This window comes from Shewanella sp. 4_MG-2023 (assembly GCF_030548015.1).
GTDB lineage: Bacteria > Pseudomonadota > Gammaproteobacteria > Enterobacterales > Shewanellaceae > Shewanella.
The window spans coordinates 41,783-64,981 of record NZ_JAUORL010000026.1 but is presented as its reverse complement, the minus strand read 5'-3'; the positions used below and the strand labels follow the sequence as shown (position 1 = coordinate 64,981).

The following is a 23,199-nucleotide window of genomic DNA, read 5'->3' as shown; positions in this document are numbered from 1 at the left end:
AACAAGCACTTGATATGCTTTATGAACTAAAAAGGCTATCAAACTTGTAAGTGATGAGCGCAATTGTGCTCAGTGTAGCATCTGAATGGGCTGTTTATCACGGCCCATTCATTACAATTTAACTAACACTTAGAACCTAAAGTCAATCCTGATGATTACTGCTCTAAACAAGCACTTGATATGCTTTATGAACTAAAAAGGCTATCAAACTTGTAAGTGATGAGCGCAATTGTGCTCAGTGTAACATCTGAATGGGCTGTTTATCACAGCCCATTCACTACAATTTAACTAACACTTAGAACCTAAAGTCAATCCTGATGATTACTGCTCTAAACAAGCAATTGATATGCTTTATGAACTAAAAAGGCTATCAAACTTGTAAATGATGAGCGCAATTGTGCTCAGTGTAAAATCTGAATGGGCTGTTTATCACGGCCCATTCATTACAATTATAATGATTAAGTACTCATAACTAATACTTAGAACCTAGTTTCATTAACTATCATAATGCTCAGGCTCTATAAAAGTGAGTAAAAAAAAGCCAACAAAAAAGGACAACTCGTGTCCTCAAAGGTAAATAACCCTAAGCGTAAATTAATCGCTTAAAAGGTTGGCGTTAATTTCTAAATAACGCTTCGACTGATAGGCCTTGTGCCCCTAATACATCTTTCAAACGCTTTAACGCTTCGACTTGAATTTGACGCACACGCTCCCGTGTTAAGCCAATTTCAGCCCCTACGTTTTCTAATGTCGATGGTTCATAACCTAATAAACCAAAACGTCGTGCTAATACTTCTCTTTGCTTAGTATTTAGCTCATTTAACCAACCGACAATTGAATTAGATAAGTCTTCATCCTGTACTTTATAATCTGGTCCAACTGAATCATCATCTGCAATAACATCTAACAATGCTTTATCGTTATCCCCGCCTAGTGGGGTATCTACAGAGGTGATTTTTTCGTTTAGTTTTAGCATTCGACTGACATCGCTAGTAGAGACATCTAATTTGTCTGCGATTTCTTCTGCCGTCGGCTCATGATCAAGTTTTTGCGCAAGCTGTCTTGCCGTTCGCAAGTATACATTAAGCTCTTTAACCACATGAATAGGCAAACGAATGGTCCGAGTTTGATTCATGATCGCTCTTTCGATGGTTTGTCTAATCCACCAAGTCGCGTAGGTTGAAAAACGAAACCCTCTTTCCGGATCAAACTTTTCGACTGCTCGAATAAGCCCTAGATTACCTTCTTCGATAAGATCCAGTAATGCTAATCCTCGGTTGTTATACCTTCTGGCAATTTTTACGACCAATCTTAGATTACTTTCTATCATGCGGTTACGAGACTTCTCGCAGCCTTTGAGTGCTTTACGTGAAAAGAAGACTTCTTCTTCTGCACTAAGCAAAGGAGAAAAACCGATCTCACCTAAATATAGTTGAGTGGCGTCAAGATTCTTCTGAAGATCATCTTGAACTTGTTGGTCAATGTCGGATTGCTGTGCTGGCTTGGCATTTTTTGCCTCCTTCAGCGCAATCTCTTGTGGTTGTTTAGCTAAATCCATAAGCTCTTCTGCTACCGCAGTATTTTGTTTCTGGCTCATATGGTGCTCTCCCAAACCGGATAAAAATTAAGTTATTTTCGTGCGCGTATCCTCCGTTTTAATGTGAACTAAACAGTTAACGTTTAGGTAAATAATTTAATGGGTTTACTGACTTACCATGGAGACGAATTTCAAAATGCAACATCACCTGATTAGTCCCTGTACTACCCATTTTCGCAACTGTCTGTCCAGCATTTACATATTGCTTTTCTTTGACCAATATTGCATCTGCATGAGCATAAGCACTTAAATAATCATCATTGTGTTTAATAATGACCAAATTGCCATAGCCCCGAAGTGCATTACCTGCATAAACAACTCTTCCATCAGCTGCAGCCTTGATAATATCGCCTCTGGAACCAGCGATTTTTATGCCTTGATTGCCCTGCTGAGTACTAGAGAAGTAACCTACAATCTTACCTTTTGTCGGCCAGTTCCACTGACTTACTTTATCTGGCAAGGTTGAAACAGATTTTTTCGCTATTTGAACCGTTTTGTCTTGGGTAGTTTTTACAGAATACGCAGGCTTAGCTTTGTGATCAAGCTCTTTTTTTGTACTATTTTGATTTGTCGTTGTCGCTGGCTTTTTTTGTGCTGAAGTTTGTTTTGCAACCGTTTTATTAGCAGGCTTTGACTTGGTGTTCGCTACAGCGACCGGTTTTGGTGCAGGCTTGGCTGCAGGCTTAGTGCGCTGTGGCTTGGTGAGTTTTAATGTTTGTCCTGGATAGATGGTATAAGGTGCTTTTAAGCCATTATATTGAGCGATTTTATTAAAATCTTGCCCAGCGCCCCATGAAATTGAGTAAAGAGTATCACCGCGTTTTACCTTGTAACTGCCAGAGGTAATAGAGCCTTTATTAAATTTTTGACCAGCATTACTCGAAATACTCGTAACGGGTGCAGGGTTGTGAGCTTGAAAGCTACACCCTGAAATAAACAGCAGTAAAATTGTAACCCAAGGCCAATTACGACACTTCAACATTGTCTCCATCATACTTTTGAAATATCGCCCTTGCATCACTGTTAAGCTAAGTCGCCATTGATTAACGGTACAAACTTAACCGCTTCGATAATTTGTGATTGAAACTCATTTTGTTTACGAGTGATTTTTAATAACTGCTGCGAGTCTTCGCCAACAGGGATCACTAGCACGCCGTCTTCAGCCAGTTGCGCCAATAATGCTTCAGGTACCGATGCTGCAGCTGCTGTTACCATAATGGCATCAAATGGGCCTTTATTGGTCCAACCTTTCCAACCGTCACCATATTTAAAAGACACATTATGTAAATCTAAGCGCTTTAAACGTTGTCTCGCTTGAATTTGTAGCGCCTTGATCCGCTCAATTGTGCAAAGCTGAGGTACCAGTTGCGCTAAAATCGCTGCCTGGTAACCTGAACCAGTACCAATTTCAAGCACTCTAGCAGGGTTATGTTGTAGTAATAACTCCGTCATTCTAGCGACAATATAAGGCTGAGAGATAGTTTGGCCTTGCCCAATAGGTAAAGCGGTATTCTCGTAAGCTTTATGGGCTAATGCCCCATCGAGAAATAACTCCCTTGGGGTATTTGATACCGCCTGCAACACAGTGTGATTACGGATCCCTGCTTCATGCAGTTTTTTGGCTAAATTAAGGGCAACAGTTGAAGCTACCTGGCTCATAGTTTATTAATCCAGTTTTCTAAGTCAGCAAGCTGATCATACGCAGTTAAGTCGACCGTTAGCGGAGTAATTGAAACATAACCTTGTTCAACTGTACCAAAGTCTGTATCAGCGCTAGCATCTTGTTCTTTGCCCGGAGGCCCAAGCCAATATATATCTCTTCCTGCAGGATCTTGAGTTTTGATCATGCCTTCAGCTTTATGTCTTGAGCCTAAGCGAGTAATTCTCATGCCTTTGATTTGTTCTAGCGGTAAATCGGGCACATTTACATTTAATATTTGATCGTTATTAATAGGATGCTCAAGTAAACCTTGCACTATTTTAGCGGCATAGATTGCTGCACTATCGTAATGACGTAATTCTTTGCCCACTAATGATACCGCTATCGCAGGTAGGCCTAAAAAGCGTCCTTCCATTGCTGCGGCTACCGTACCTGAGTACAGGGTATCATCACCCATATTCGCCCCAGCATTAATGCCTGACACCACAATATCAGGCTCTACTGGACATAATTCTCTAATGGCTAAATGGACACAATCTGACGGTGTGCCATTGACAGCAATAGCGCCATTTTCTAAGTTATTAATTCTTAATGGATTAGTCAAGGTCAAAGAATTACTGGCTGCTGAACAATTCCTATCAGGCGCCACGACTAACACATTAGCAATTTTGGTTAACTCTGCCGCTAGGGCTTTGATCCCTGGAGCTGTAACGCCGTCATCATTGCTGACCAATATGTTAATCATCACTTAACCTTCTAGAGTGCTTTTAGTTGCGTCATTTGTAACGCTATTTGCAAATTGCTGCGCTTGCGCTTGCTCTTGCTGCTGCATTGCCACCATTTGTTGTCGCTGCACTTCTTGAACATCTTGATAATCCAGTAGCTCACGCAATACTGAGGTCGCATAGCTACCTGCTGGTAAAATAAACTCGATGACTAACACATCATCATTTTCAAACCGGTATTTTAGCGCTTGAGGCTTTAATAATAATGGTCGACGTTCTTGCTCTAAACCCGCTTGCTCAAGCCCGGTTAAATCGATGCTTAACTCAGCTAATGCAGCTTGTTCAACTACTGATGCAAGCCCTTGAGTGGGGAGTTCGCCTCTGCCCCACAATGGCGCAGACAATTGAATGTCATTGTCAGCTAAACGCTTCATTGTGGCCTCATCCCATGTCTGCGCGACAAAAAAACTTTTACTGCCCGCTAACATGACACAATCACCATTAATAGGCGCAATACCATTTTTACTTAAACGGTACGACACAGCAGTGTTAAACACATTAGAGCGCACTGCAGATAAATACATGCTGCGTTTTTTTCTATCTTTAACTTTTTTACCCGCGAGCATTTGCTGGCCGAAAACTAAGTTTTTACCTTTATGGCCAAAACGCTGCTCTCCAAAATAGTTAGGTACGCCTATTTCAGCCACTTTTAAAATCCGTTGCTCAAGCACTGCTTTATCGGACACATTTCGTAAAATCAGTTCAAACCGATTACCCAGCAGTGCGCCAATACGCAGTTTTTTACTATGGCGTTGGCTTGATAAGATGGTTAAGTGCTCATCAGACAGCGATTGCCAATCAGGGGTTTCTTTCCCTGGAATACGCACCCCAAACCATTGCTCTGTCACAGCGTTTCGGTCTTTTTGGCCTGCGTATGTCACTTCTTTTTGATGCACTTTGGCAAACTTAGCTAAAATTTCTGCCACTTGCGTGGTATTTAAGCCATCTTTACGAACATGGATCATATGATGCTCGCCTTCGCCAGTTGGGCTAAAAGGCAGCATTTCTTTAACGATAAAGTCACTGTTTACTGTGCGTAGATCTGCAGTGCAATCAGGCTTACCAAATAAATAAAATAACGGAGTCATGTTTCTTCTCAAATGAGCTAATGATGTAATTGCAGCTATTGAGTGCAATTAGCTTACGTGACGTTAATAGACGTAATATCGTCGTTTATCAGTGTTAATCTCGCACCATAAGGACGACCGACTCAACTGCGATGCCTTCTTTGCGGCCTGTAAAGCCCAGTTTTTCGGTGGTGGTGGCTTTCACATTAATATTATCGATATGGGTACATAGGTCTTCAGCCAGACATTGTCTAATGGCTTCAATGTGTGGCAACATTTTTGGCGCTTGCGCAATAACAGTGACATCAAGGTTACCTATATTAAATTGTTTAGCTTGTGCCAATGAAACACAATGGCGCAATAATACTCTGCTATCAGCACCTTCAAACTCGGCATCGGTATCAGGGAAATGTTTACCTATATCACCTAAAGCCATGGCACCAAGTATGGCGTCACTTACTGCATGCAACACTACATCACCATCAGAGTGAGCAATTAAACCTGTTTCGTATGGCACAGTAACACCACCAAGGATCAGCGGTTTATCGCTACCAAATTTATGTACATCAAAACCATGACCAATGCGTATATTCAACATAATAATAACCGTTATTTTTGAGAATTTATGTGAGATAAAAACAGCGCTGCTAACTGCAAGTCATCAGGGTGAGTAACTTTAATATTGTCTGCGCGGCCAGTGACTAAACCAGGGGTAACACCAGCCCACTCCATGGCGCTAGCTTCATCGGTAATTTGCACGCCTTGTTTAAGTGCATCACTTAAATGTTGCTGCAAGCTTTTGCAGGGAAACAGTTGCGGCGTTAATGCATGCCAAAGATGGTCACGTGATACTGTTTCACTAATTAGATTAGTTGAGTTAGCACAGCGCTTCATGGTGTCTCGCACCGGCATGGCTAGAATCGCGCCTTGTGGGCAGTCAACTCTAGCATTAAGTAATTTATCGATATCGCTGTGGGTTAAGCAAGGTCTCGCGGCATCATGGACTAATGCCCAATTAGACTCCATGGTTTCTTTGTCAATCGACACTAAAGCACGCAATACAGAATCTGCACGTTCTTGACCGCCTATAACCGTGCTCACTTTAGGGTGGTTTGCTTGAGATAAAGTCGCAAAAAAGGTGTCTTCAGGGTGCAGCGCTACGATAACTTGCTTGATTCTTTTATGAGTAATCAAGCTATCTAAGGTGTGGGCTAAGATGCTTTGCTCACCTAGAGCTAAATATTGTTTAGGAATAGTCGCCCCCATCCTTGCACCAATACCGGCAGCAGGGACAATCGCGATAACAGATTGATTCTCAACGTTCATAGGATGTTATTGACCAAAAGTAGCATTGTTTCGAGGGTTGTTGCCAACGACGCGATAAAAAGTTTCACCTTCTTTTACCATGCCTAACTCATTTCGAGCACGTTCTTCAATCGCTTCTGTGCCGCGTTTTAAATCGATGATTTCCGCTTTTAAAATTTGATTTCTAGCGATGAGTTTATCGTTACTGGCTTGTTGGCTGGCAATCTGTTTTTTCAGATTCATATATTGGGATAAATTATTTTCGCCCAGCCATAATCGATACTGTAATAAACCGACTAAGATCAAAAGTAATAGTAATAGGCTTTTCATAGGTATAATGTGGCGAAATTAATGATTAATCCCACTATAGTACAACAAAAAAGGCCACCTAGTGGTGGCCTTTTTTTAGCTCAAGGAAAATTAACCTTGGCCTTTGACTTCTTTAAGACCGTTATACGGTGCTTTTGAGCCTAATGCTTCTTCGATACGTAGCAGTTGGTTGTACTTAGCAACGCGATCAGAGCGGCTTAATGAACCGGTTTTGATTTGGCCAGCAGCAGTACCTACAGCAAGATCTGCAATAGTTGCATCTTCAGTTTCACCTGAGCGATGAGAGATAACCACGGTGAAACCCGCATCTTTAGCCATTTTGATTGCTGCTAACGTTTCAGTTAACGAACCAATTTGGTTAAATTTGATTAGGATTGAGTTAGCAATACCGTTGTCGATACCACGCTTAAGGATCTTAGTGTTAGTTACGAATAAATCGTCACCTACTAATTGAATTTTATCACCTAGAAGCTTAGTTTGGTGTGCGAAACCATCCCAGTCAGACTCGTCAAGACCGTCTTCGATAGATACGATTGGGTACTGTTCAGTCAAATCTTTAAGGAAGTAGTTAAACTCTTCAGAGGTGAATTTCTTGCCTTCACCTTTAAGATCGTAGATGTTGGCTTCTTTATCAAAGAACTCAGATGCAGCACAATCCATCGCTAAGGTAATGTCTTTACCTAGCTCGTAACCTGCGTTTGCAACAGCCACTTTGATTGCAGCAAGTGCAGCTTCGTTAGACTCAAGGTTTGGCGCGAAACCACCTTCATCACCAACAGCAGTCGAGTGGCCACCAGCTTTAAGAACTTTAGCAAGGCTATGGAATACTTCAGCGCCCATACGAAGGCCTTCACGGAAGTTAGCTGCGCCAACAGGCTGGATCATGAATTCTTGAATGTCTACTGAGTTATCAGCGTGCTCACCACCATTGATGATGTTCATCATTGGAAGAGGCATAGAGTAAACACCAGAAGTACCGTTTAGATCAGCAATGTGAGCGTATAAAGGTACTTTCTTAGAAACAGCAGCCGCTTTAGCAGCAGCAAGAGAAACAGCTAGGATAGCGTTTGCGCCAAACTTAGCTTTATTTTCTGTGCCATCTAAGTCAATCATGATTTGATCAAGCTCAGCTTGTGCTAGTGCATCTTTACCCTTTAACGCTTCAGCGATTGGGCCATTTACAGCTTCAACAGCTTTAAGAACACCTTTACCTAAGTAACGTGCTTTGTCGCCATCACGTAATTCAAGTGCTTCACGAGAACCTGTTGATGCACCCGATGGTGCAGCAGCCATACCGATAGAACCGTCAGCAAGGTGAACCTCAGCTTCTACCGTTGGGTTACCGCGTGAATCCATGATTTCACGACCAATGACGTTAATAATGTTAGCCATAATTCCCTCAATATATGTAAGTTAAATATTAAAATAGAAAATCAATACCAATAAACACCGACAATTTATTAATAATTGCGCAATTATTGGTATTTCACTTTCAGTTTGGTAATAAAAGGTCAACTGAAGCCATAGCATAGACCGATTATCGTTAAGCGGCAACTACCTAGGTCACATCTATTAATTAGCAGATAAAAAATTGACCAGATAAAAAAAAGCCACTGATATGATTATCAGTGGCTTTATTTTTAATTACTCAGCTTCACCTTTTTGATGAATCGCAGCAGCAGCAACAAAACCTTCAAATAATGGATGACCATCACGAGGTGTTGAAGTGAATTCAGGGTGGAATTGACCTGCTACAAACCAAGGGTGATTAGGAAGCTCAATCATTTCCACTAATTTGCGATCTGATGACAAACCACTAAATACCAGGCCAGCTTTTTCTAAGCGCTCAACATAGTTGTTGTTCACTTCAAAACGGTGACGATGACGTTCAACACAAGTAGTAGAGTTATATGCTGCAGCGGCTTTAGAACCTTCAGCTAAATGACATAACTGTGCGCCTAAACGCATAGTGCCACCTAAATCTGACGCTTCATGGCGCAGCTCAACATTACCTTCTTCATTGATCCATTCTGTGATCAGACCAATGACTGGATGTTCTGTTTCTGGTTTAAACTCAGTTGAATGAGCCCCTTCAAGCTTAGCAACGTGTCGAGCAAACTCGATCAATGCCACTTGCATACCTAAACAAATACCAAAGTATGGAATGTTATTTTCACGGGCATATTGCGCCGCAAAGATTTTACCTTCAACACCACGCTCACCGAAGCCACCAGGAACCAAAATACCGTCTAAACCTTCTAGTACTTCAGCGCCTTTAGCTTCTACTGTTTGTGAATCAACATACTGAATATTCACTGTTAGGCGGTTTTTAAGGCCTGCATGCTTAAGTGCTTCATTCACAGACTTATAAGCATCTGGTAGTTCGATGTATTTACCCACCATACCAATGGTAATTTCACCATTTGGATTAGCTTCTTGATAAATAACATTTTCCCACTCAGACAAATCAGCATCATTACAATCGATACCAAAACGTTTAACCACTAACTCATCAAGACCTTGAGAGCGCAATAACGCTGGGATCTTATAAATACTGTCGACATCTTTTAATGAGATAACGGCTTTTTCTTCTACATTACAAAATAGCGAGATTTTCGCTTTTTCATTAGCAGGAATAGCACGGTCGCCACGACAAACTAATACGTCTGGCGCGATACCAATTGAACGCAATTCTTTAACAGAGTGTTGTGTTGGCTTAGTTTTAATTTCACCTGCAGCACCTAAGAACGGCACTAAGGTTAAATGCATGAATAATGTGCGATCACGTCCTAGCTCAGCACCTAATTGACGAATTGACTCTAAGAAAGGCAATGACTCGATATCGCCTACTGTGCCGCCAATTTCTACGATAGCAACATCGTGACCTTCGCCGCCTTCAAGTACTTTTTCTTTAATTGCATTAGTGATGTGCGGGATCACCTGAATGGTGGCACCTAAATAATCACCACGACGCTCTTTACGTAGCACTTGCTCGTAGATACGACCGGTAGTGAAGTTATTACGACGGTTCATCTTGGTTCGAATGAAACGCTCGTAATGACCTAAGTCTAAATCGGTTTCAGCACCATCTTCAGTAACAAATACTTCACCATGCTGAGTCGGGCTCATGGTGCCAGGGTCAACGTTAATGTATGGGTCAAGTTTCATAATGGTTACATTGAGGCCACGCGCCTCTAAAATTGCTGCTAATGAAGCTGCTGCAATGCCTTTACCTAGTGATGAAACAACGCCACCAGTAACGAAGATATACCTTGTAGTCATGCTGAACCTGAGAATGTGAGATTGAAAATAACGTGCTTGTAAGAAAGCACTAGGACGGGGCGACATTCTACCAAAATAGCGCGCTAACAACAAACAATAAACGCATAAAATTGATATTAAGCCAAAGTTAAATCATGGTCATAATTTAACCCTAATTTTCATAGCGTTGAATTCAATATCATCCTAATGTTTGCCAAGTGCGCAGATTAATCTTTACTAAGCTGCTGACTTTTCTCTGCCATTTTAACTTGATCCCAATAGCTATCGAGCTCTTCAAGTGAGTGCTGTTCAAACGCCTTGCCACTTTGTGCAGCATATTGCTCTACCCCTTTAAAGCGACGTTCAAACTTCTGATTAGCAAGCCTTAATGCCTGCTCTGGCTCAACCCCTAAGTGTCTTGCCATATTGGCAACAGCAAATAATAAGTCGCCCATTTCATCAACCACCTTGGGGTAATATTCGTCTTTATTGGCTTCTAAGTGCTGCGCCTCTGCCATGACCTCATCGATTTCTTCATGAACCTTTGCCACCACAGGGGCTAAATCAGCCCAATCAAAGCCCACCTTTGCAACCCGCTTTTGAATTTTTATCGCTCGGTTCAGTGCTGGCATTGCTACTGGAATGTCATCAAGTATCGAGTGTTGGCTTTTCGCGAGCCTTTCTTGCTGCTTAATTTCATCCCAAACAAGTTTGACTTGTTCAGCGCTAGTGCCAAGGTTGTCGCCGCTAAACACATGGGGATGTCTTCTGGTTAATTTGTCGCAAATTTTATTCACCACAGTGGCAAAATCAAATAAGCCTTGTTCTTTACCGAGCTGACAGTAAAACACCACCTGAAACAACAAATCACCCAGCTCATCTGGCAGCGAATCTAAATCAGCTTGCTCGATGGCATCGGCAACCTCATAAGCTTCTTCAAGGGTAAAAGGAACAATAGTCTCGAAGCTTTGCTGTTTATCCCAAGGGCAACCCGTTTCAGGATCCCGCAGTTTTTCCATAATTGTTAATAAAGGCTGCATAATATCGTTAGCTTGCTTTAGGGTATTTGCTGACATGGTCTATTTCTCAATGATATGGCCTAAACTGGCTGATAAGTTAAAATAAAGGTGACAAACCTTTCGATTTATCACCTTATCTTTTGACACTAAAGTGCGCCGTTGGGATTTAATACTATAATCGTCTGGCTTCGGTCACACCTTCAACTTGGCCTAATTTTGATAATATCCGTGACAAGCCATCGAGGTTATACAGTTCAAGTTCTAGCTCAACGGTAGCGGTTTGGTTTTTTTCATCAGAGGTTGAACTCATTGCCATCACATTGGACTTTTCAGCCGCCAGTACTGTGGTGACATCTCGCAGTAAACCACTGCGATCATGAGCTATCACCCGTACTTTAATCCGATAACCGCCAGAATAGTTTTCTCCCCACACCACTTCGACACTGCGCTCTGGATGGGCGCGCATTAGCTCTTTAACCTGTGAGCAGTCACTGCGGTGCACTGACACGCCGCGGCCCATGGTGATATAACCAAAAATTTCATCACCCGGTACCGGTTTACAGCAGCTGGCAATATGGCTTAATAAATTACCAACACCATTTACTTCTACCTGACCTTTGCCTTTACGGGCTGGTTTCGGATTCGAGCGTTTAATGAGCTCTTCAACAATCTCTTGTTCGGTCACTTCAGTTTTGCGTAAACTGGTTTCAATGTAATTCACCACTTGGTTTAAGCGTAAATCACCGCCACCAATAGCCGCTAACATGTCATCCATGGAGTTCATATTAAAGCGCTCAACCGCAACTTTGGCATCTTTTAAATGAAGTGAGACACGGTTAAGTTCAGCCTCAAGTAATTCTTTCCCTGCCACCATGTTTTTATCGCGGTCTTGCTGCTTGAACCAATGCTGAATTTTCGAGCGAGAGCGAGACGACTTGATGTAGCCTAAATTTGGATTTAACCAATCGCGCTTCGGATTAGGATGCTTTGAGGTAATGATTTCAATACGCTCACCGGTTTCAACTTGATAAGTAAAGGGCACAATACGGCCATCGACTTTGGCGCCAATACATTTATGGCCCACATGGGAATGAATGTAGTAAGCAAAATCGAGCACGGTGGAGCCTAATGGTAAATCAACCACTTCGCCATTAGGGGTAAACACATAGACTCTGTCCTCAAATACTTGGCTGCGGACTTCATCAACCAGGTTTCCGGTTTCAGCAACATCTTCTTGCCACAGCAAAATTTTACGTAGCCAATTAATTTTTTCTTCATAGCCACTTTGCTTGCCACCAGCAGAGCCTTCTTTGTACTTCCAATGGGCTGCGACCCCAAGTTCTGAGTCCTGATGCATCGCTTCAGTACGAATTTGAATCTCTACCGTTTTACCTTCAGGGCCAACGACCACGGTATGAATTGATTGGTAACCATTGGGTTTAGGGTTGGCCACATAATCATCAAACTCACGGGGAATATGATGCCAAAGGGTATGCACGACACCTAAAGCACCATAACAATCTTGGAGACGTTCTGTGACAATACGCACCGCGCGCACATCAAACAGCTCATCAAACTTCAAGTCTTTGCCTTTCATCTTACGCCAGATGCTATAGATGTGTTTCGGGCGGCCATAGACTTTCGCGCGAATTTGGTCATTATCCAGACGCTGTTGCAGCTGGGTAACAAACTTATCGATAAACACTTCTCTGTCGACACGTTTACCATCTAACTGTTTGGCAATATCTTTGTAAACTGTCGGGTGCAGGTAGCGAAACGAGATATCTTCTAATTCCCACTTTAATTGCCCAATTCCTAAACGGTTGGCAAGCGGGCCGTAGATATCGACCACTTCTCTTGCCAACAATACCCGGGTTTCTTCATCGGCATTTTTAACTTCACGAAGTAGCGCTACCCGCTCAGCAAGCTTAACCACTACCGCGCGTACATCTTCGACCATGGCCAATAACATTTTACGAATATTATCGATTTGCGGCTCGGCGGTTCGAGAGTCAGGACTGACTTTTAAGGCGCCAATGGCCTCCATGGTCACCACGCTTGCCACTAGCTTGCTTAAGCTAGCGCCATATTTTTCTTCAATTGTTTCAATTGATAAAATACCGGCATCATGAGCAATAAATAATAATGAAGCTTGTAAGGTCTCGATATCCATATTCAATGGCGCTAGAATTTCCACCATTTCACGGGCGCGCTCAAGCAAGGCCCGATGTACATCGGGAGATTTCGTTGGCAACATATCTAGATACAGGATCAGATCCCGTAACAATAGGGCTTCTTCGGCGTTATCGATATAACGCATAACCCATTCGTCGATATTAAAATCGGCTAGATTAAAATGTGCTTCTCGAACTGAGACCATAATTAACTTCCTTATTGGTACTGACTTTTACGCGTACAAATAACTGAATCTGTGTTGATGTGTTATTTACTCTAATGCTTTCATCTTGAGCATTCAGTTATTTATGTCAAATTAATATTAATCAATTTAAAAAATGTCATCTTCAAACAGTATTTCTGTTTGAGTTGGCAGTAAAAACAGTTGATTTTACTGGTTTGCCACGCCAGCGCAGCAAGTTATTTAATTTCAAACAATGCCATCGCTTCGATATGATGAGTTTGTGGAAACATATCCAACATGGTTAGTTTTTTAAGCTGATAGCCTTGTTCGATTAATACTTGGCTGTCTCTGGCTAAACTTGCCGGATTACATGACACATACACCACTTTTTTAGGCTTCATTTTAGATAACCATTGCAAACTTTCATACGCCCCCGCTCTGGCAGGATCGAGCAATAGTTTATCAATTTTACCCAGCCAAGAGGCTTGAGATAAATCCGCACTTAAATCAGCGTGAAAAAAACTCAGGTTGGTTAAGTTGTTATCAGCAGCATTTTGTTTCGCCTGCGTAACCATTTCAGGTACGCCTTCAACACCAATAACATCAGCGGCTTGGGTAGCAAGGGGCAAACTAAAATTACCTACCCCACAAAATAAATCCAAAATTCGTTCATCTTGTTGTGGATCTAGCCACTCGATGGCCTGTGCGACCATACGCTGGTTAATATCAGCATTGACCTGCACAAAATTTCCCGGGCTAAATCGACATTCGACTTGGCCGTTAGCTAACAAATATTTGGGTAATTCAATATGATCGTCACTGACTAGCGAACGCAGTTCGCCATCATTATCTTGCACTAACAACTGTATTTGATGCTCCAAAGCAAACGCTTTCAGGCGCTGCTCATCATCGGTTTTCAATGCTTTGGTGATTCTAAGTACTGCAAATATGCCATTTTCAGCTTCAGTGAGTTCAAGGTGACCGAGTGTCATTTTAGCTTGTAACTGATTAAGCACGTTTGAGAAGGGTTCAATCAATGCCGACAATGCTACAGCCAATACATCGCACTGCTTAATATCAACGATATTATTGCTATTGGCAGCTCGAAAGCCTAATTGTAAATGCTTCGTCTTTTTATCAAATAACGTAGCTAGCCGTGCGCGACGACGATAATGCCATTGCTCACCGGTTATCATTGAAGTCATGATCTTGTCATCAATATTGACCGCTAACTTACCCATTAAATTTTGTAGTGCATCTTGCTTATATTCGCGCTGCGCATCAATGCTCATATGTTGTAAGTCGCAGCCACCACATTGCTGATAATGAGGGCATTGCGCCACGACTCTTTTATCGGTTGCGATTTGAATTTTAAGCAGCTTAGCTTTAGCGTACTTTTTCTTTTGTTCAATTAATTGCGCGGTTACCGTTTCACCGGGCAGAGCCCCAGGAATAAATACCACTTTGCCGTCATGTTGAGCAATACCTGCACCGAGATGATCAAGTTGTGATACCGTTAAAGTCAACTTGGCCGACAGTTGTTTAGTTTTGTTTGGTTTTGCTTTAAAAAATTGTGCCATTTTGGCCTCAGGTATTGAATAAATGACTAGTCAAGACGGCTCTGTTTCTGGCAGTCTAGTCCTCATCATAGATAAAAAGTCTTTAGGAATAATGTCTTCACGATGAAAAATGCTAACAACATGACCAAATACAGTCTTCGCTCTTGGGTACTGGTACTTGCGTTAGCGCCAACGGTCATGGTGGGTATTCTACTTGGAAGTTACTTCACCATAAACCGTTTTTATGAACTCGAAGAGACCTTAATCAATCAAGGTAGAAGTATTGTCGAGCCTTTGGCCATTGCCAGCGAGTTCGGACTGGTCACTGAAGACAGAGAAGCCAGCAAACGTTTACTGGCAGCATCGCAATTAAACAACTCTGCCCTTATTCACTCAATTGCTATTTTTGATGATGAAAATCAATTGTTTGTAACATCTCACTACCATAAAGATTTTGAGAGTATGCGCTATACAGCAGCGTTAAAGTCTTTAATTTCGACTCAGTATGAAACCATCGACGACACCATGGTGATACGGGTGCCGATTATGTCTTATACCGGCGTTAATCAACAAACTAACCCGCAAGGGGTGACAATTTCGCCCGCCAACGGCCCAAGAAAAATTATCACCAATGCTGAAGGGCAACAAATATTGGGGTATATCTCAATATTACTCAATAAAGAAAATGCCTTACTTGAGCAACACCGTGCCGCCATTGCCGCATTTGTCATTGTATTAATTGGGGTGCAGCTGAATCTGTTTTTCACATTCCGTTTGGTTAAGCATGTTAACTACCCCATTACTGAAATGGTAAGAGTAGTAGCAAAAATTCGTGAAGGTAAGTTAGACACCCGTCTTGATGGACAATTAATCGGCGAGCTAGATTTACTTAAGCGCGGCATTAATGCCATGGCTAGTTCATTGTCAGAATATCACGATGAAATGCAGCAAAACATTGACCAAGCGACCTCTGATTTACGGGAAACCCTTGAACAAATTGAAATCCAAAACGTCGAGCTTGATTTAGCCAAAAAGCGCGCCCTTGAAGCCAGTCGCATTAAATCAGAGTTCTTAGCAAATATGTCCCATGAATTAAGAACACCACTAAACGGTGTGATTGGATTTTCTCGGCAGTTAATTAAAACGCCGCTGCACTCAAGTCAGTTAGATTACATAAAAACCATTGAACGAAGCGCCAGTAACTTACTGGGGATCATTAATGACATTCTGGATTTCTCCAAATTAGAAGCCGGTAAAATGGTCTTAGAGAAAATGCCATTCGCCCTGCGGGAAACCATTTCTGAAACCGTCAGCATTGTGGCCGGCAGCGCTCAAGAAAAAGACATCGAACTGATTATTGATATTGACGACAACGTGCCTGAAAGTGTCAGCGGTGATGCGATGCGGGTTGCACAAATCATGACGAACCTATTGGGCAATGCGATTAAGTTTACCGATCAAGGTAGCGTTATTTTGAAAATTCATCTTGTAGGCCAAAAAGATGAAAATATCACCCTGCGCTGTGAAGTAATTGATACCGGTATTGGTATTGATGAAAGTCAGCAAGAATATCTGTTCCAGGCCTTTGGCCAAGCAGACTCGTCTATTTCACGCCGCTTTGGTGGTACCGGCTTGGGCTTAGTGATCACCAAACGTTTGATTAACCAAATGGGCGGCCAAATTGGCTTTACCTCAATTCCAAATCAAGGCTCAACATTTTGGTTCATGCTGCCATTGGAATTAAGCCAGTTTCATATTGGTGAAGTGCTGCATTTGGACTCTTTACGTAATAAAACCCTGTTGTTATTTGAATCAAGAGAGCTAAGCCGCGATATGCTCAATCGCCGCTTTGAAGCGTGGGGGCTACATTTAACCACTGTTGGCCAAATTAGCCATTTAGAGTCAACGCTTTCATCAAGCAAAGTGCATTACGATTATATTCTGCTTAACTGCCATGGCTTTAGTGATAAAGAGCAGTTATTAAGCTGTTTAAGCATGGCGAGGGAAAAGACCTCATGTTTAGTCTTGCTTCATGATTGCATCGAGCAGCAAAAAATATTAAACCAAGCATTGAGGCCTAATAGCGATATTTTACTCAGTATGCCAGTGAGTGACTACGAGTTGGCTAACCACTTAATTCATCCACCCACTCAAACAGCGCTATTAACCGAGTCACTACCCGCGACTGTGTATGAGCGCAAGAATTTGAGCGTACTTGCTGTTGATGACAACCTTGCTAACTTAAAGCTAATCGATACCCTACTGAAAGAGTTGGTGGTTAATGTCATCTCTGTCAATAACGGTGATGAAGCCGTGAGCTATGCCCAAAAACAAGCCTTCGATGTTATCTTTATGGACATTCAAATGCCCGGCACTGATGGGGTTACAGCAACCAAACTTATCCGCCAAGACTCACTTAACCGCAATACACCTATTATTGCGGTAACAGCCCACGCTATCGCTGAAGAGCGAGAATTAATTTTAGGTAGCGGCATGGACGGTTATCTACCAAAACCCATTGATGAAGCGGCATTAAAAGGGGTGATTGATCGCTGGATAAATAAACCCAAATTTACCCACTTTGATATGCATACCCTTAATTGGGAGCTGTGCTTAGCACAAACCAATCAAAAACCGGATTTAGCATTAGAGATGCTGCAAATGTTGGTGGACTCACTGCCTGAAAGTGTCAGCGACATAGAAACGGCATTAAAAAGCAGCAATAGTTCGCTTATGCTGCAAACCGTGCATAAACTTCATGGAGCGAGTTGTTATTGTGGGGTGCCCAACACCCAAAAACTTTGCCAAGAATTAGAGTCTGCGTTAAAGCACAAAACCAACATCGAAGACTTAGAACCTGAAATACTTGAGTTACTTGACGAGCTAACTAAGGTAGAATCAGCAGCAAATCAAGTGATATCACAGTTATCAGCGGATGTTCCCTATGAGCAATAAACCCGGTTTTTTTAAGCGTTTAAAAGCGCTGTCATTACCTCAAAAGCAACTTTTTGCGACCGCGCTATGTCAGCGCATGCTGCCCAATTACGCCCTTTTCTCCGAAGTGTGTGAGTTTGGCGAGCCTAAAGTATTAAGCACAGTATTGGATTTACTTTGGCAATCACAATACGATAAAAAGCTTAAGTTTAATTACGATATTCACTTACAGCGTTTAGATGAAAATACCCCTGAGCCTGCAGATTTTGAAGCCTACGGTGTTTATCCTGCAATGGATGCTGCTGTAGCGTTATCGACTTTACTCGGTGGCATACAAGCTAAAATCGAAGAAGATATTACCAACGTCAGTAAATTATCATCAAGTACAGTGGCCAACTATATTGAAGCCATTAGCATTGAAGAACTTGAAGACGTCATGAATGAAGATGTTGTAGAAGAGTTCGTATTTAACCATCCTGTAATGCAAGAAGAGAAGCACTTACAAGGAATGTTATTAGATGTGATTGAAGAAACAACAAAAATCACACCTGAATTCATTAAGGAATTACGCAAAGAAATCATTGATGCTGGCGTGTCTAATATCGGCATCAGTCTGCAGCAATGATACTTTTAAAGTAGCAATAGCACTCTTTAAGTAGCAATAGCACTCTTTAATAAGGGCCTGTCATCATGCCCTTATTAAAGATACCGCTAACAGATAGCTTTATACTCTAATGCCAACCTGATGGGCAACATTTACATCCTCCTTGTCGTATCAGATCTATGCAGTTTTTCTTATCTTAGTTTAATTTAAAAACTTAACTTATTTGAATAGCTTAGATTCATCTCATACCTTACCTTTATCTAATATCTTATTGGCGCCATTAAAGTAAGATATCCAACGCCCACATTATTGATATGGCATTCAAGGCCCTAAAAAGGAATCAAGCTTGCCTAGTATCCTAACCCCACTTATCGCTGTTTTTGGCATCATGGTTATTGGCTTTAGTGTCCAGAAACTTAAATTACTCCCCCAAGATAGTGACTCGGCGCTAAATAAATACGTCTACTATATCGCCTTCCCTGCTATTTTATTTATTGCACTGGCCGAAACTGACATTAACGATATTCTGCAATGGGGATTTATATTCGCCTTTGGCCTCGCTATGGCGGGCACATATTGTATTACAGTGATCATCTCAAGCCTTGCAGACAATAAACAGCCCGCGCTAGCTGCAATTAGAGGCCTAAACACCAGTTTTGGTAATACCGCCTTTATTGGGATCCCTTTAATGATGAACTTGTATCCTGATAACAATCAAGCCATCGCCACCGCAGCCATTGCCAGTCTACTGTCCATTATCATGTTCGCATTTGCACTGGTGAGCATGGAACTTGCGGTGAATAAAACCCAACAACGTCATCCTATTATGATTATGCTCAACGCATTAATCACCAACCCCATCGTTATTGGTTGCGCCCTAGGGGTATTGGTATCAGCGCTCAAAATAAACCTACCTGACAGTATCAGCATGATGTTTCGGTTAATCGGAAACACCTCTAGCCCCTGCGCCTTATTTGCCATTGGCATGGTGTTAGCTAAAGCCATGCATCGCGGCGCAAAAGCTGGGCCTAAAAAACATAATATCGCCCTTGAAATGAGCTTGCTGAATAGTTTAAAACTCATTGTCCAGCCGTTACTTGCCTATGTTTTATTAAGCTATTTTAAGGTGGAGTCTGAGCTAGTTTTTATGGGCGTCATTCTGGCGGCACTGCCGACAGCAGCAAGTGTTTACTTACTGGCACAGCGTTACCAAATCTATGCCTTATCAAGTGCCAAGTGCATATTGATCAGCACTACAGCCACCTTTATTAGTTTGCCCATTATTGAAAAAATCTTAAGCGCCTTGGTTTAATCCTCGTATAAAAAATCAGCACCATTTTTTTATACAGCACTTTACTGTATATAAAAACAGTGTAAACTGTATGCAGATACAGTGGTTTGATGGTTATTCACACAAGGATTGATTATGCTGTGCCAATTAAGCATTAATAATTTCGCAATTGTACGTTTTCTAGAACTCGACTTTAAAGCTGGCATGACCAGCATTACTGGTGAGACCGGTGCTGGTAAATCCATTGCTATTGATGCCCTGGGCTTATGCCTTGGTAATCGCTCAGATGCCAATAGCGTTAGACCAGGTGCAACCAAAGCCGAAGTGAGTGCCCGCTTTAGCTTAGATGATGTGCCATTTGCTAAGCGCTGGCTAGAGGACAATGACCTTGATGTCGAAGACGAATGTATCTTAAGAAGAACAATTAATGCCGATGGCCGCTCACGTGCCTATATAAATGGTAATCCAGTTCCGTTAGGCCAGCTTAAATCTCTAGGGCAATTATTTGTCGGTATTCACGGCCAACACGCGCATCATGCAATGTTAAAAAGCGAGCATCAACTGACCCTTCTTGATAGCTACGCCAACCATAAATTATTGCTTGATGGGGTAAGCAAAAGCTATCAACGCTGTAAGTTAATCGAAAATGAACTGAAACAATTACAACAAAATCAGCAAGAGCGTATAGCCAGAAAACAGCTAGTGCAATATCAAGTTGAAGAGCTTGATGAGTTTGATCTTAAAGCCGGTGAATTTATTGAGATTGAGCAAGAGCATAAACGCCTTGCTAACGGCACAGAGTTAATTGATACCTGCCAATCCAGCCTGCAATTACTGTGTGATGACGATGAAGCCAATATTGAATCCTTACTTAATCGGGTCGTGGGCTTAGCTGAGAACCTAACTGAGTTTGACCCACAGCTAAGTAATATTGCTCAAATGCTCAATGAAGCGTTAATTCAAGTGCAGGAAAGCAGCAGCGAAGTTCAGGACTATTTAAGCCGAATAGAACTCGATCCTGAACACTTTGCTTACCTTGAGCAGCGCATTTCAAAGGCGATGCAATTATCAAGAAAACACCATGTGAGCTCTGAGCAACTGTTTGAGCATCACCAAGCTTTAAAAGCTGAACTTAGCGAGCTCAATAACGATGCCACAAGGCTTGATGAAATTCAGCAGCAAGTAGATGAAAGCAAAAAAGCTTACGTAATTAGCGCCCAAAAACTCAGCCATAGCCGTAACCGCTATGCCAAAGAGCTTAATAAGTTAGTCACCCAATCGATTCAAGAGCTGAATATGCCCAAAGGCAGATTCTGCATTGAGGTGAACTTTAACCCAGAACTACAATCAGTTTCTGGTTGTGATCAAGTTGAATTCTTGGTTACCACCAACCCCGGTCAACCGATGCAGCCCATTGCCAAAGTAGCTTCTGGTGGCGAATTGTCACGTATTGGGCTTGGTATTCAGGTTATCACCGCTAAAAAGGTATCAACACCAACCTTGATATTCGATGAAGTGGATGTAGGTATTTCAGGACCTACTGCAGCAGTTGTGGGAAGAATGCTACGCAGCTTAGGTCAATCAACTCAGGTGCTCTGTGTGACGCATTTACCGCAAGTTGCAGGTAATGGTCACCAACATATGCTAGTGAATAAATTCACCAAAAGTGGCGGCACTGAGACGAATATGAAGTCATTGGATAAACAAGAGCGAGTCAATGAGCTAGCAAGACTACTCGCGGGTGATGTGATAACTGAAAATACCTTAGCGAATGCTAGAGAGCTATTGCAATAATCTTGCAGCTTTAAGCATCATCCATTAATCATCGCCCATTAAAAAGCCCACTATGAAGTGGGCTTAACGTTTAATGGGATTAGCTTTAAAGAGATTAAAGTATCATTGGTTAAATATAATAAGCCAACAACTGTAAACAAATTAACGAGAAAATCCCCGCTAATACATCATCAATCATGATCCCAAAACCGCCATGCACTTTAGCGTCGAGCCAACGAATTGGCCACGGTTTTAAAATATCGAAAAAACGAAATAACGCAAAACCAACCACTAACCAAATTACCCCAGCAGGGGCGGCAATCATGGTGATCATTAAGCCTGCGACTTCATCCCACACAATTGCGCCATGATCATGAACGCCCATATCTTTAGCGGCTTTATCACAAATATAAATACCAACAAGGCAGCTAATTAGCGTGATAAAAATAAAAGCCGATAGGCTTAAAAAGCTCATCAAGTACACAATCGGCACTGCGGCAAGGGTACCAAAGGTGCCCGGGGCTTTGGCGGCTAAACCACTGCCAAAACCTAAAGCTAAAAAGTGTACAGGGTTTGTTAAGGTTAATTTCTTAACGGCTGGATCGGTTGAAATAAACTTCATTAGAAATGCTCAAAACTATTTTTTTCTAGCTCAAAAGGTTTGCCATCAGCCACTAAGCGTAACTTTTCGCCGGCACAAATTTGACCTACTTTAATAAATTTAACCCCAGCGTGGATCAGTGCAATATCCAAAGCGCCACGTTGAGATTCTGGTACAGTAAACATCAACTCATAATCTTCGCCACCAGTTAACGCATAACTAGTTGCTTCATTAGGGCTCAATGATGCTTGTAATGATTCCGATAGCGGTAATTCATTCACATCAATAATCGCACCCACATTAGATGCCTTTAAAACGTGCTGAATATCAGAAAATAAACCGTCAGATAAATCAATGGCACTGGTTGCTAAAGAGCGTAGCGCTTGACCCGCTAGTATTCTAGGCGTTGGATGATAGTGACGGTTAATTAAAAATTCTTTATGTTGATGTGCGACTTCTTTTTTGCCCAACAGGATATCAAGCCCAAGGGCAGAGTCACCCAAAGTGCCAGTAACATACACCCAGTCACCAATTTTCGCGCCACTACGGGTTAATGCTTTACCGGTTGGCACTTGACCATGAATAGTAATATTGATGCAGCGAGGCCCGCGGGTGGTATCACCACCGATCAGACTAACACTGTAATATTCAGCCGCTTCAAATAGCCCTTGGCTAAATTGCGCTAACCACTCATTATCAACATCTGGCAAGGTTAGCGCTAACGTCATCCACGCCGGATCTGCGCCCATGGCAGCAAGATCGGATAAATTTACCGCTACAGATTTATAGCCAAGCTCATAAGCTGGCATTGTCGGTAAAAAATGGACATTCTCGACTAGGGTGTCGCAAGATATGGCAATAGATGTGTTTTCCGCCGGTTGGACTAATGCACAGTCATCGCCAATGCCTAAATGCACATCTCGACGTTGCTGACCTTTATCACGGAAAAATTGTTCGATAAGTTGGAATTCTTTCACGATATAATCTGGTGCGGATAACCGCCCACCTATTATTTTGTAGAAAAAAGCGTTACATACAAAAACGGTATCCGAAG

The 23,199-nt window shown here is 42.0% G+C and carries 19 protein-coding genes; 4 read left to right on the top strand and 15 right to left on the bottom strand.

Annotated features, from left to right (window positions below; translation table 11 throughout):
- Positions 1-616: 616 nt before the first annotated feature.
- The 13 genes from rpoS to rlmD form a co-directional block, all read right to left on the bottom strand.
- On the bottom strand, positions 617-1,597 hold the full coding sequence (gene rpoS / locus Q4546_RS14375) for an RNA polymerase sigma factor RpoS (protein ID WP_102477190.1): 981 nt from the start codon (positions 1,595-1,597) through the stop codon (positions 617-619).
- Positions 1,598-1,673: 76 nt separating this feature from the next.
- Positions 1,674-2,579, bottom strand: coding sequence for a peptidoglycan DD-metalloendopeptidase family protein (locus tag Q4546_RS14370; protein ID WP_102438084.1), 906 nt, complete (start codon positions 2,577-2,579; stop codon positions 1,674-1,676).
- Positions 2,580-2,620: 41 nt separating this feature from the next.
- Complete coding sequence (locus tag Q4546_RS14365) at positions 2,621-3,256, bottom strand: protein-L-isoaspartate(D-aspartate) O-methyltransferase (RefSeq protein WP_102438082.1); 636 nt, start codon at positions 3,254-3,256, stop codon at positions 2,621-2,623.
- A complete protein-coding gene (surE, locus tag Q4546_RS14360; RefSeq protein WP_102438080.1) occupies positions 3,253-4,002 on the bottom strand; it encodes a 5'/3'-nucleotidase SurE in 750 nt (249 codons plus the stop codon). The genes Q4546_RS14365 and surE overlap by 4 nt, the downstream gene beginning before the upstream one ends.
- A 3-nt stretch (positions 4,003-4,005) precedes the next feature.
- The gene (truD, locus tag Q4546_RS14355) at positions 4,006-5,130 is read right to left on the bottom strand and encodes a tRNA pseudouridine(13) synthase TruD (protein ID WP_303446478.1); all 1,125 of its coding nucleotides are present in this window, start codon (positions 5,128-5,130) and stop codon (positions 4,006-4,008) included.
- Between the two features lie 94 nt (positions 5,131-5,224).
- Entirely contained in the window at positions 5,225-5,704 is a 480-nt protein-coding gene (gene ispF, locus Q4546_RS14350) for a 2-C-methyl-D-erythritol 2,4-cyclodiphosphate synthase (protein ID WP_102477224.1), read from the bottom strand.
- Between the two features lie 14 nt (positions 5,705-5,718).
- Positions 5,719-6,435 carry a 2-C-methyl-D-erythritol 4-phosphate cytidylyltransferase gene (ispD, locus tag Q4546_RS14345; RefSeq protein WP_102438076.1) on the bottom strand — a complete coding sequence of 239 codons (717 nt, stop codon included), beginning with the start codon at positions 6,433-6,435 and terminating at the stop codon, positions 5,719-5,721.
- Positions 6,436-6,441: 6 nt separating this feature from the next.
- Positions 6,442-6,744: a cell division protein FtsB gene (ftsB, locus tag Q4546_RS14340; RefSeq protein WP_102438074.1), complete on the bottom strand. Its 303-nt coding sequence runs from the start codon at positions 6,742-6,744 to the stop codon at positions 6,442-6,444.
- Positions 6,745-6,834: 90 nt separating this feature from the next.
- Complete coding sequence (eno, locus tag Q4546_RS14335; protein ID WP_102438072.1) at positions 6,835-8,136, bottom strand: phosphopyruvate hydratase; 1,302 nt, start codon at positions 8,134-8,136, stop codon at positions 6,835-6,837.
- Positions 8,137-8,388: 252 nt separating this feature from the next.
- Positions 8,389-10,026, bottom strand: coding sequence for a CTP synthase (locus Q4546_RS14330; RefSeq protein WP_102438070.1), 1,638 nt, complete (start codon positions 10,024-10,026; stop codon positions 8,389-8,391).
- A 206-nt stretch (positions 10,027-10,232) separates the two neighbouring features.
- Positions 10,233-11,081 carry a nucleoside triphosphate pyrophosphohydrolase gene (mazG, locus tag Q4546_RS14325; protein WP_102438068.1) on the bottom strand — a complete coding sequence of 283 codons (849 nt, stop codon included), beginning with the start codon at positions 11,079-11,081 and terminating at the stop codon, positions 10,233-10,235.
- A gap of 115 nt (positions 11,082-11,196) precedes the next feature.
- A complete protein-coding gene (gene relA, locus Q4546_RS14320; protein ID WP_102438066.1) occupies positions 11,197-13,404 on the bottom strand; it encodes a GTP diphosphokinase in 2,208 nt (735 codons plus the stop codon).
- 215 nt (positions 13,405-13,619) lie between these two features.
- Positions 13,620-14,963, bottom strand: coding sequence for a 23S rRNA (uracil(1939)-C(5))-methyltransferase RlmD (rlmD, locus tag Q4546_RS14315; RefSeq protein WP_303446477.1), 1,344 nt, complete (start codon positions 14,961-14,963; stop codon positions 13,620-13,622).
- Between the two features lie 102 nt (positions 14,964-15,065).
- Between rlmD and barA the strand changes: the two genes are divergently transcribed.
- The 4 genes from barA to recN all read left to right on the top strand — a co-directional run bounded on the left by barA (position 15,066) and on the right by recN (position 21,565).
- Positions 15,066-17,897, top strand: coding sequence for a two-component sensor histidine kinase BarA (gene barA, locus Q4546_RS14310; protein WP_303412208.1), 2,832 nt, complete (start codon positions 15,066-15,068; stop codon positions 17,895-17,897).
- Positions 17,887-18,501, top strand: coding sequence for a YjaG family protein (locus Q4546_RS14305; RefSeq protein ID WP_076543013.1), 615 nt, complete (start codon positions 17,887-17,889; stop codon positions 18,499-18,501). The genes barA and Q4546_RS14305 overlap by 11 nt, the downstream gene beginning before the upstream one ends.
- 325 nt (positions 18,502-18,826) lie before the next feature.
- Positions 18,827-19,792, top strand: a complete 966-nt coding sequence (locus tag Q4546_RS14300; protein ID WP_303446476.1) for an AEC family transporter — start codon at positions 18,827-18,829, stop codon at positions 19,790-19,792.
- 114 nt (positions 19,793-19,906) lie between these two features.
- Positions 19,907-21,565, top strand: a complete 1,659-nt coding sequence (gene recN, locus Q4546_RS14295; protein WP_303446475.1) for a DNA repair protein RecN — start codon at positions 19,907-19,909, stop codon at positions 21,563-21,565.
- A gap of 109 nt (positions 21,566-21,674) precedes the next feature.
- On the opposite strand, the gene Q4546_RS14290 is transcribed toward recN, so the two are convergent.
- Together Q4546_RS14290 and thiL are read right to left on the bottom strand one after the other, a co-directional pair.
- Entirely contained in the window at positions 21,675-22,166 is a 492-nt protein-coding gene (locus Q4546_RS14290) for a phosphatidylglycerophosphatase A (protein WP_102438056.1), read from the bottom strand.
- Entirely contained in the window at positions 22,166-23,122 is a 957-nt protein-coding gene (gene thiL / locus Q4546_RS14285; protein ID WP_102438054.1) for a thiamine-phosphate kinase, read from the bottom strand. Before thiL ends, Q4546_RS14290 begins: the two co-directional genes overlap by 1 nt.
- Positions 23,123-23,199 lie beyond the last annotated feature (77 nt).

Bases quoted from the DNA above. Each gene is read 5' to 3' on its own strand.
- Q4546_RS14290 (WP_102438056.1), bottom strand. From the start codon at position 22,166: ATGAAGTTTATTTCAACCGATCCAGCCGTTAAGAAATTAACCTTAACA.
- rpoS (WP_102477190.1), bottom strand. From the start codon at position 1,597: ATGAGCCAGAAACAAAATACTGCGGTAGCAGAAGAGCTTATGGATTTA.
- mazG (WP_102438068.1), bottom strand. From the start codon at position 11,081: ATGTCAGCAAATACCCTAAAGCAAGCTAACGATATTATGCAGCCTTTA.
- ftsB (WP_102438074.1), bottom strand. From the start codon at position 6,744: ATGAAAAGCCTATTACTATTACTTTTGATCTTAGTCGGTTTATTACAG.
- Q4546_RS14370 (WP_102438084.1), bottom strand. From the start codon at position 2,579: ATGTTGAAGTGTCGTAATTGGCCTTGGGTTACAATTTTACTGCTGTTT.
- Q4546_RS14330 (WP_102438070.1), bottom strand. From the start codon at position 10,026: ATGACTACAAGGTATATCTTCGTTACTGGTGGCGTTGTTTCATCACTA.
- relA (WP_102438066.1), bottom strand. From the start codon at position 13,404: ATGGTCTCAGTTCGAGAAGCACATTTTAATCTAGCCGATTTTAATATC.
- barA (WP_303412208.1), top strand. From the start codon at position 15,066: ATGAAAAATGCTAACAACATGACCAAATACAGTCTTCGCTCTTGGGTA.
- eno (WP_102438072.1), bottom strand. From the start codon at position 8,136: ATGGCTAACATTATTAACGTCATTGGTCGTGAAATCATGGATTCACGC.
- recN (WP_303446475.1), top strand. From the start codon at position 19,907: ATGCTGTGCCAATTAAGCATTAATAATTTCGCAATTGTACGTTTTCTA.
- ispD (WP_102438076.1), bottom strand. From the start codon at position 6,435: ATGAACGTTGAGAATCAATCTGTTATCGCGATTGTCCCTGCTGCCGGT.
- rlmD (WP_303446477.1), bottom strand. From the start codon at position 14,963: ATGGCACAATTTTTTAAAGCAAAACCAAACAAAACTAAACAACTGTCG.
- Q4546_RS14305 (WP_076543013.1), top strand. From the start codon at position 17,887: ATGAGCAATAAACCCGGTTTTTTTAAGCGTTTAAAAGCGCTGTCATTA.
- Q4546_RS14365 (WP_102438082.1), bottom strand. From the start codon at position 3,256: ATGAGCCAGGTAGCTTCAACTGTTGCCCTTAATTTAGCCAAAAAACTG.
- truD (WP_303446478.1), bottom strand. From the start codon at position 5,130: ATGACTCCGTTATTTTATTTATTTGGTAAGCCTGATTGCACTGCAGAT.
- surE (WP_102438080.1), bottom strand. From the start codon at position 4,002: ATGATTAACATATTGGTCAGCAATGATGACGGCGTTACAGCTCCAGGG.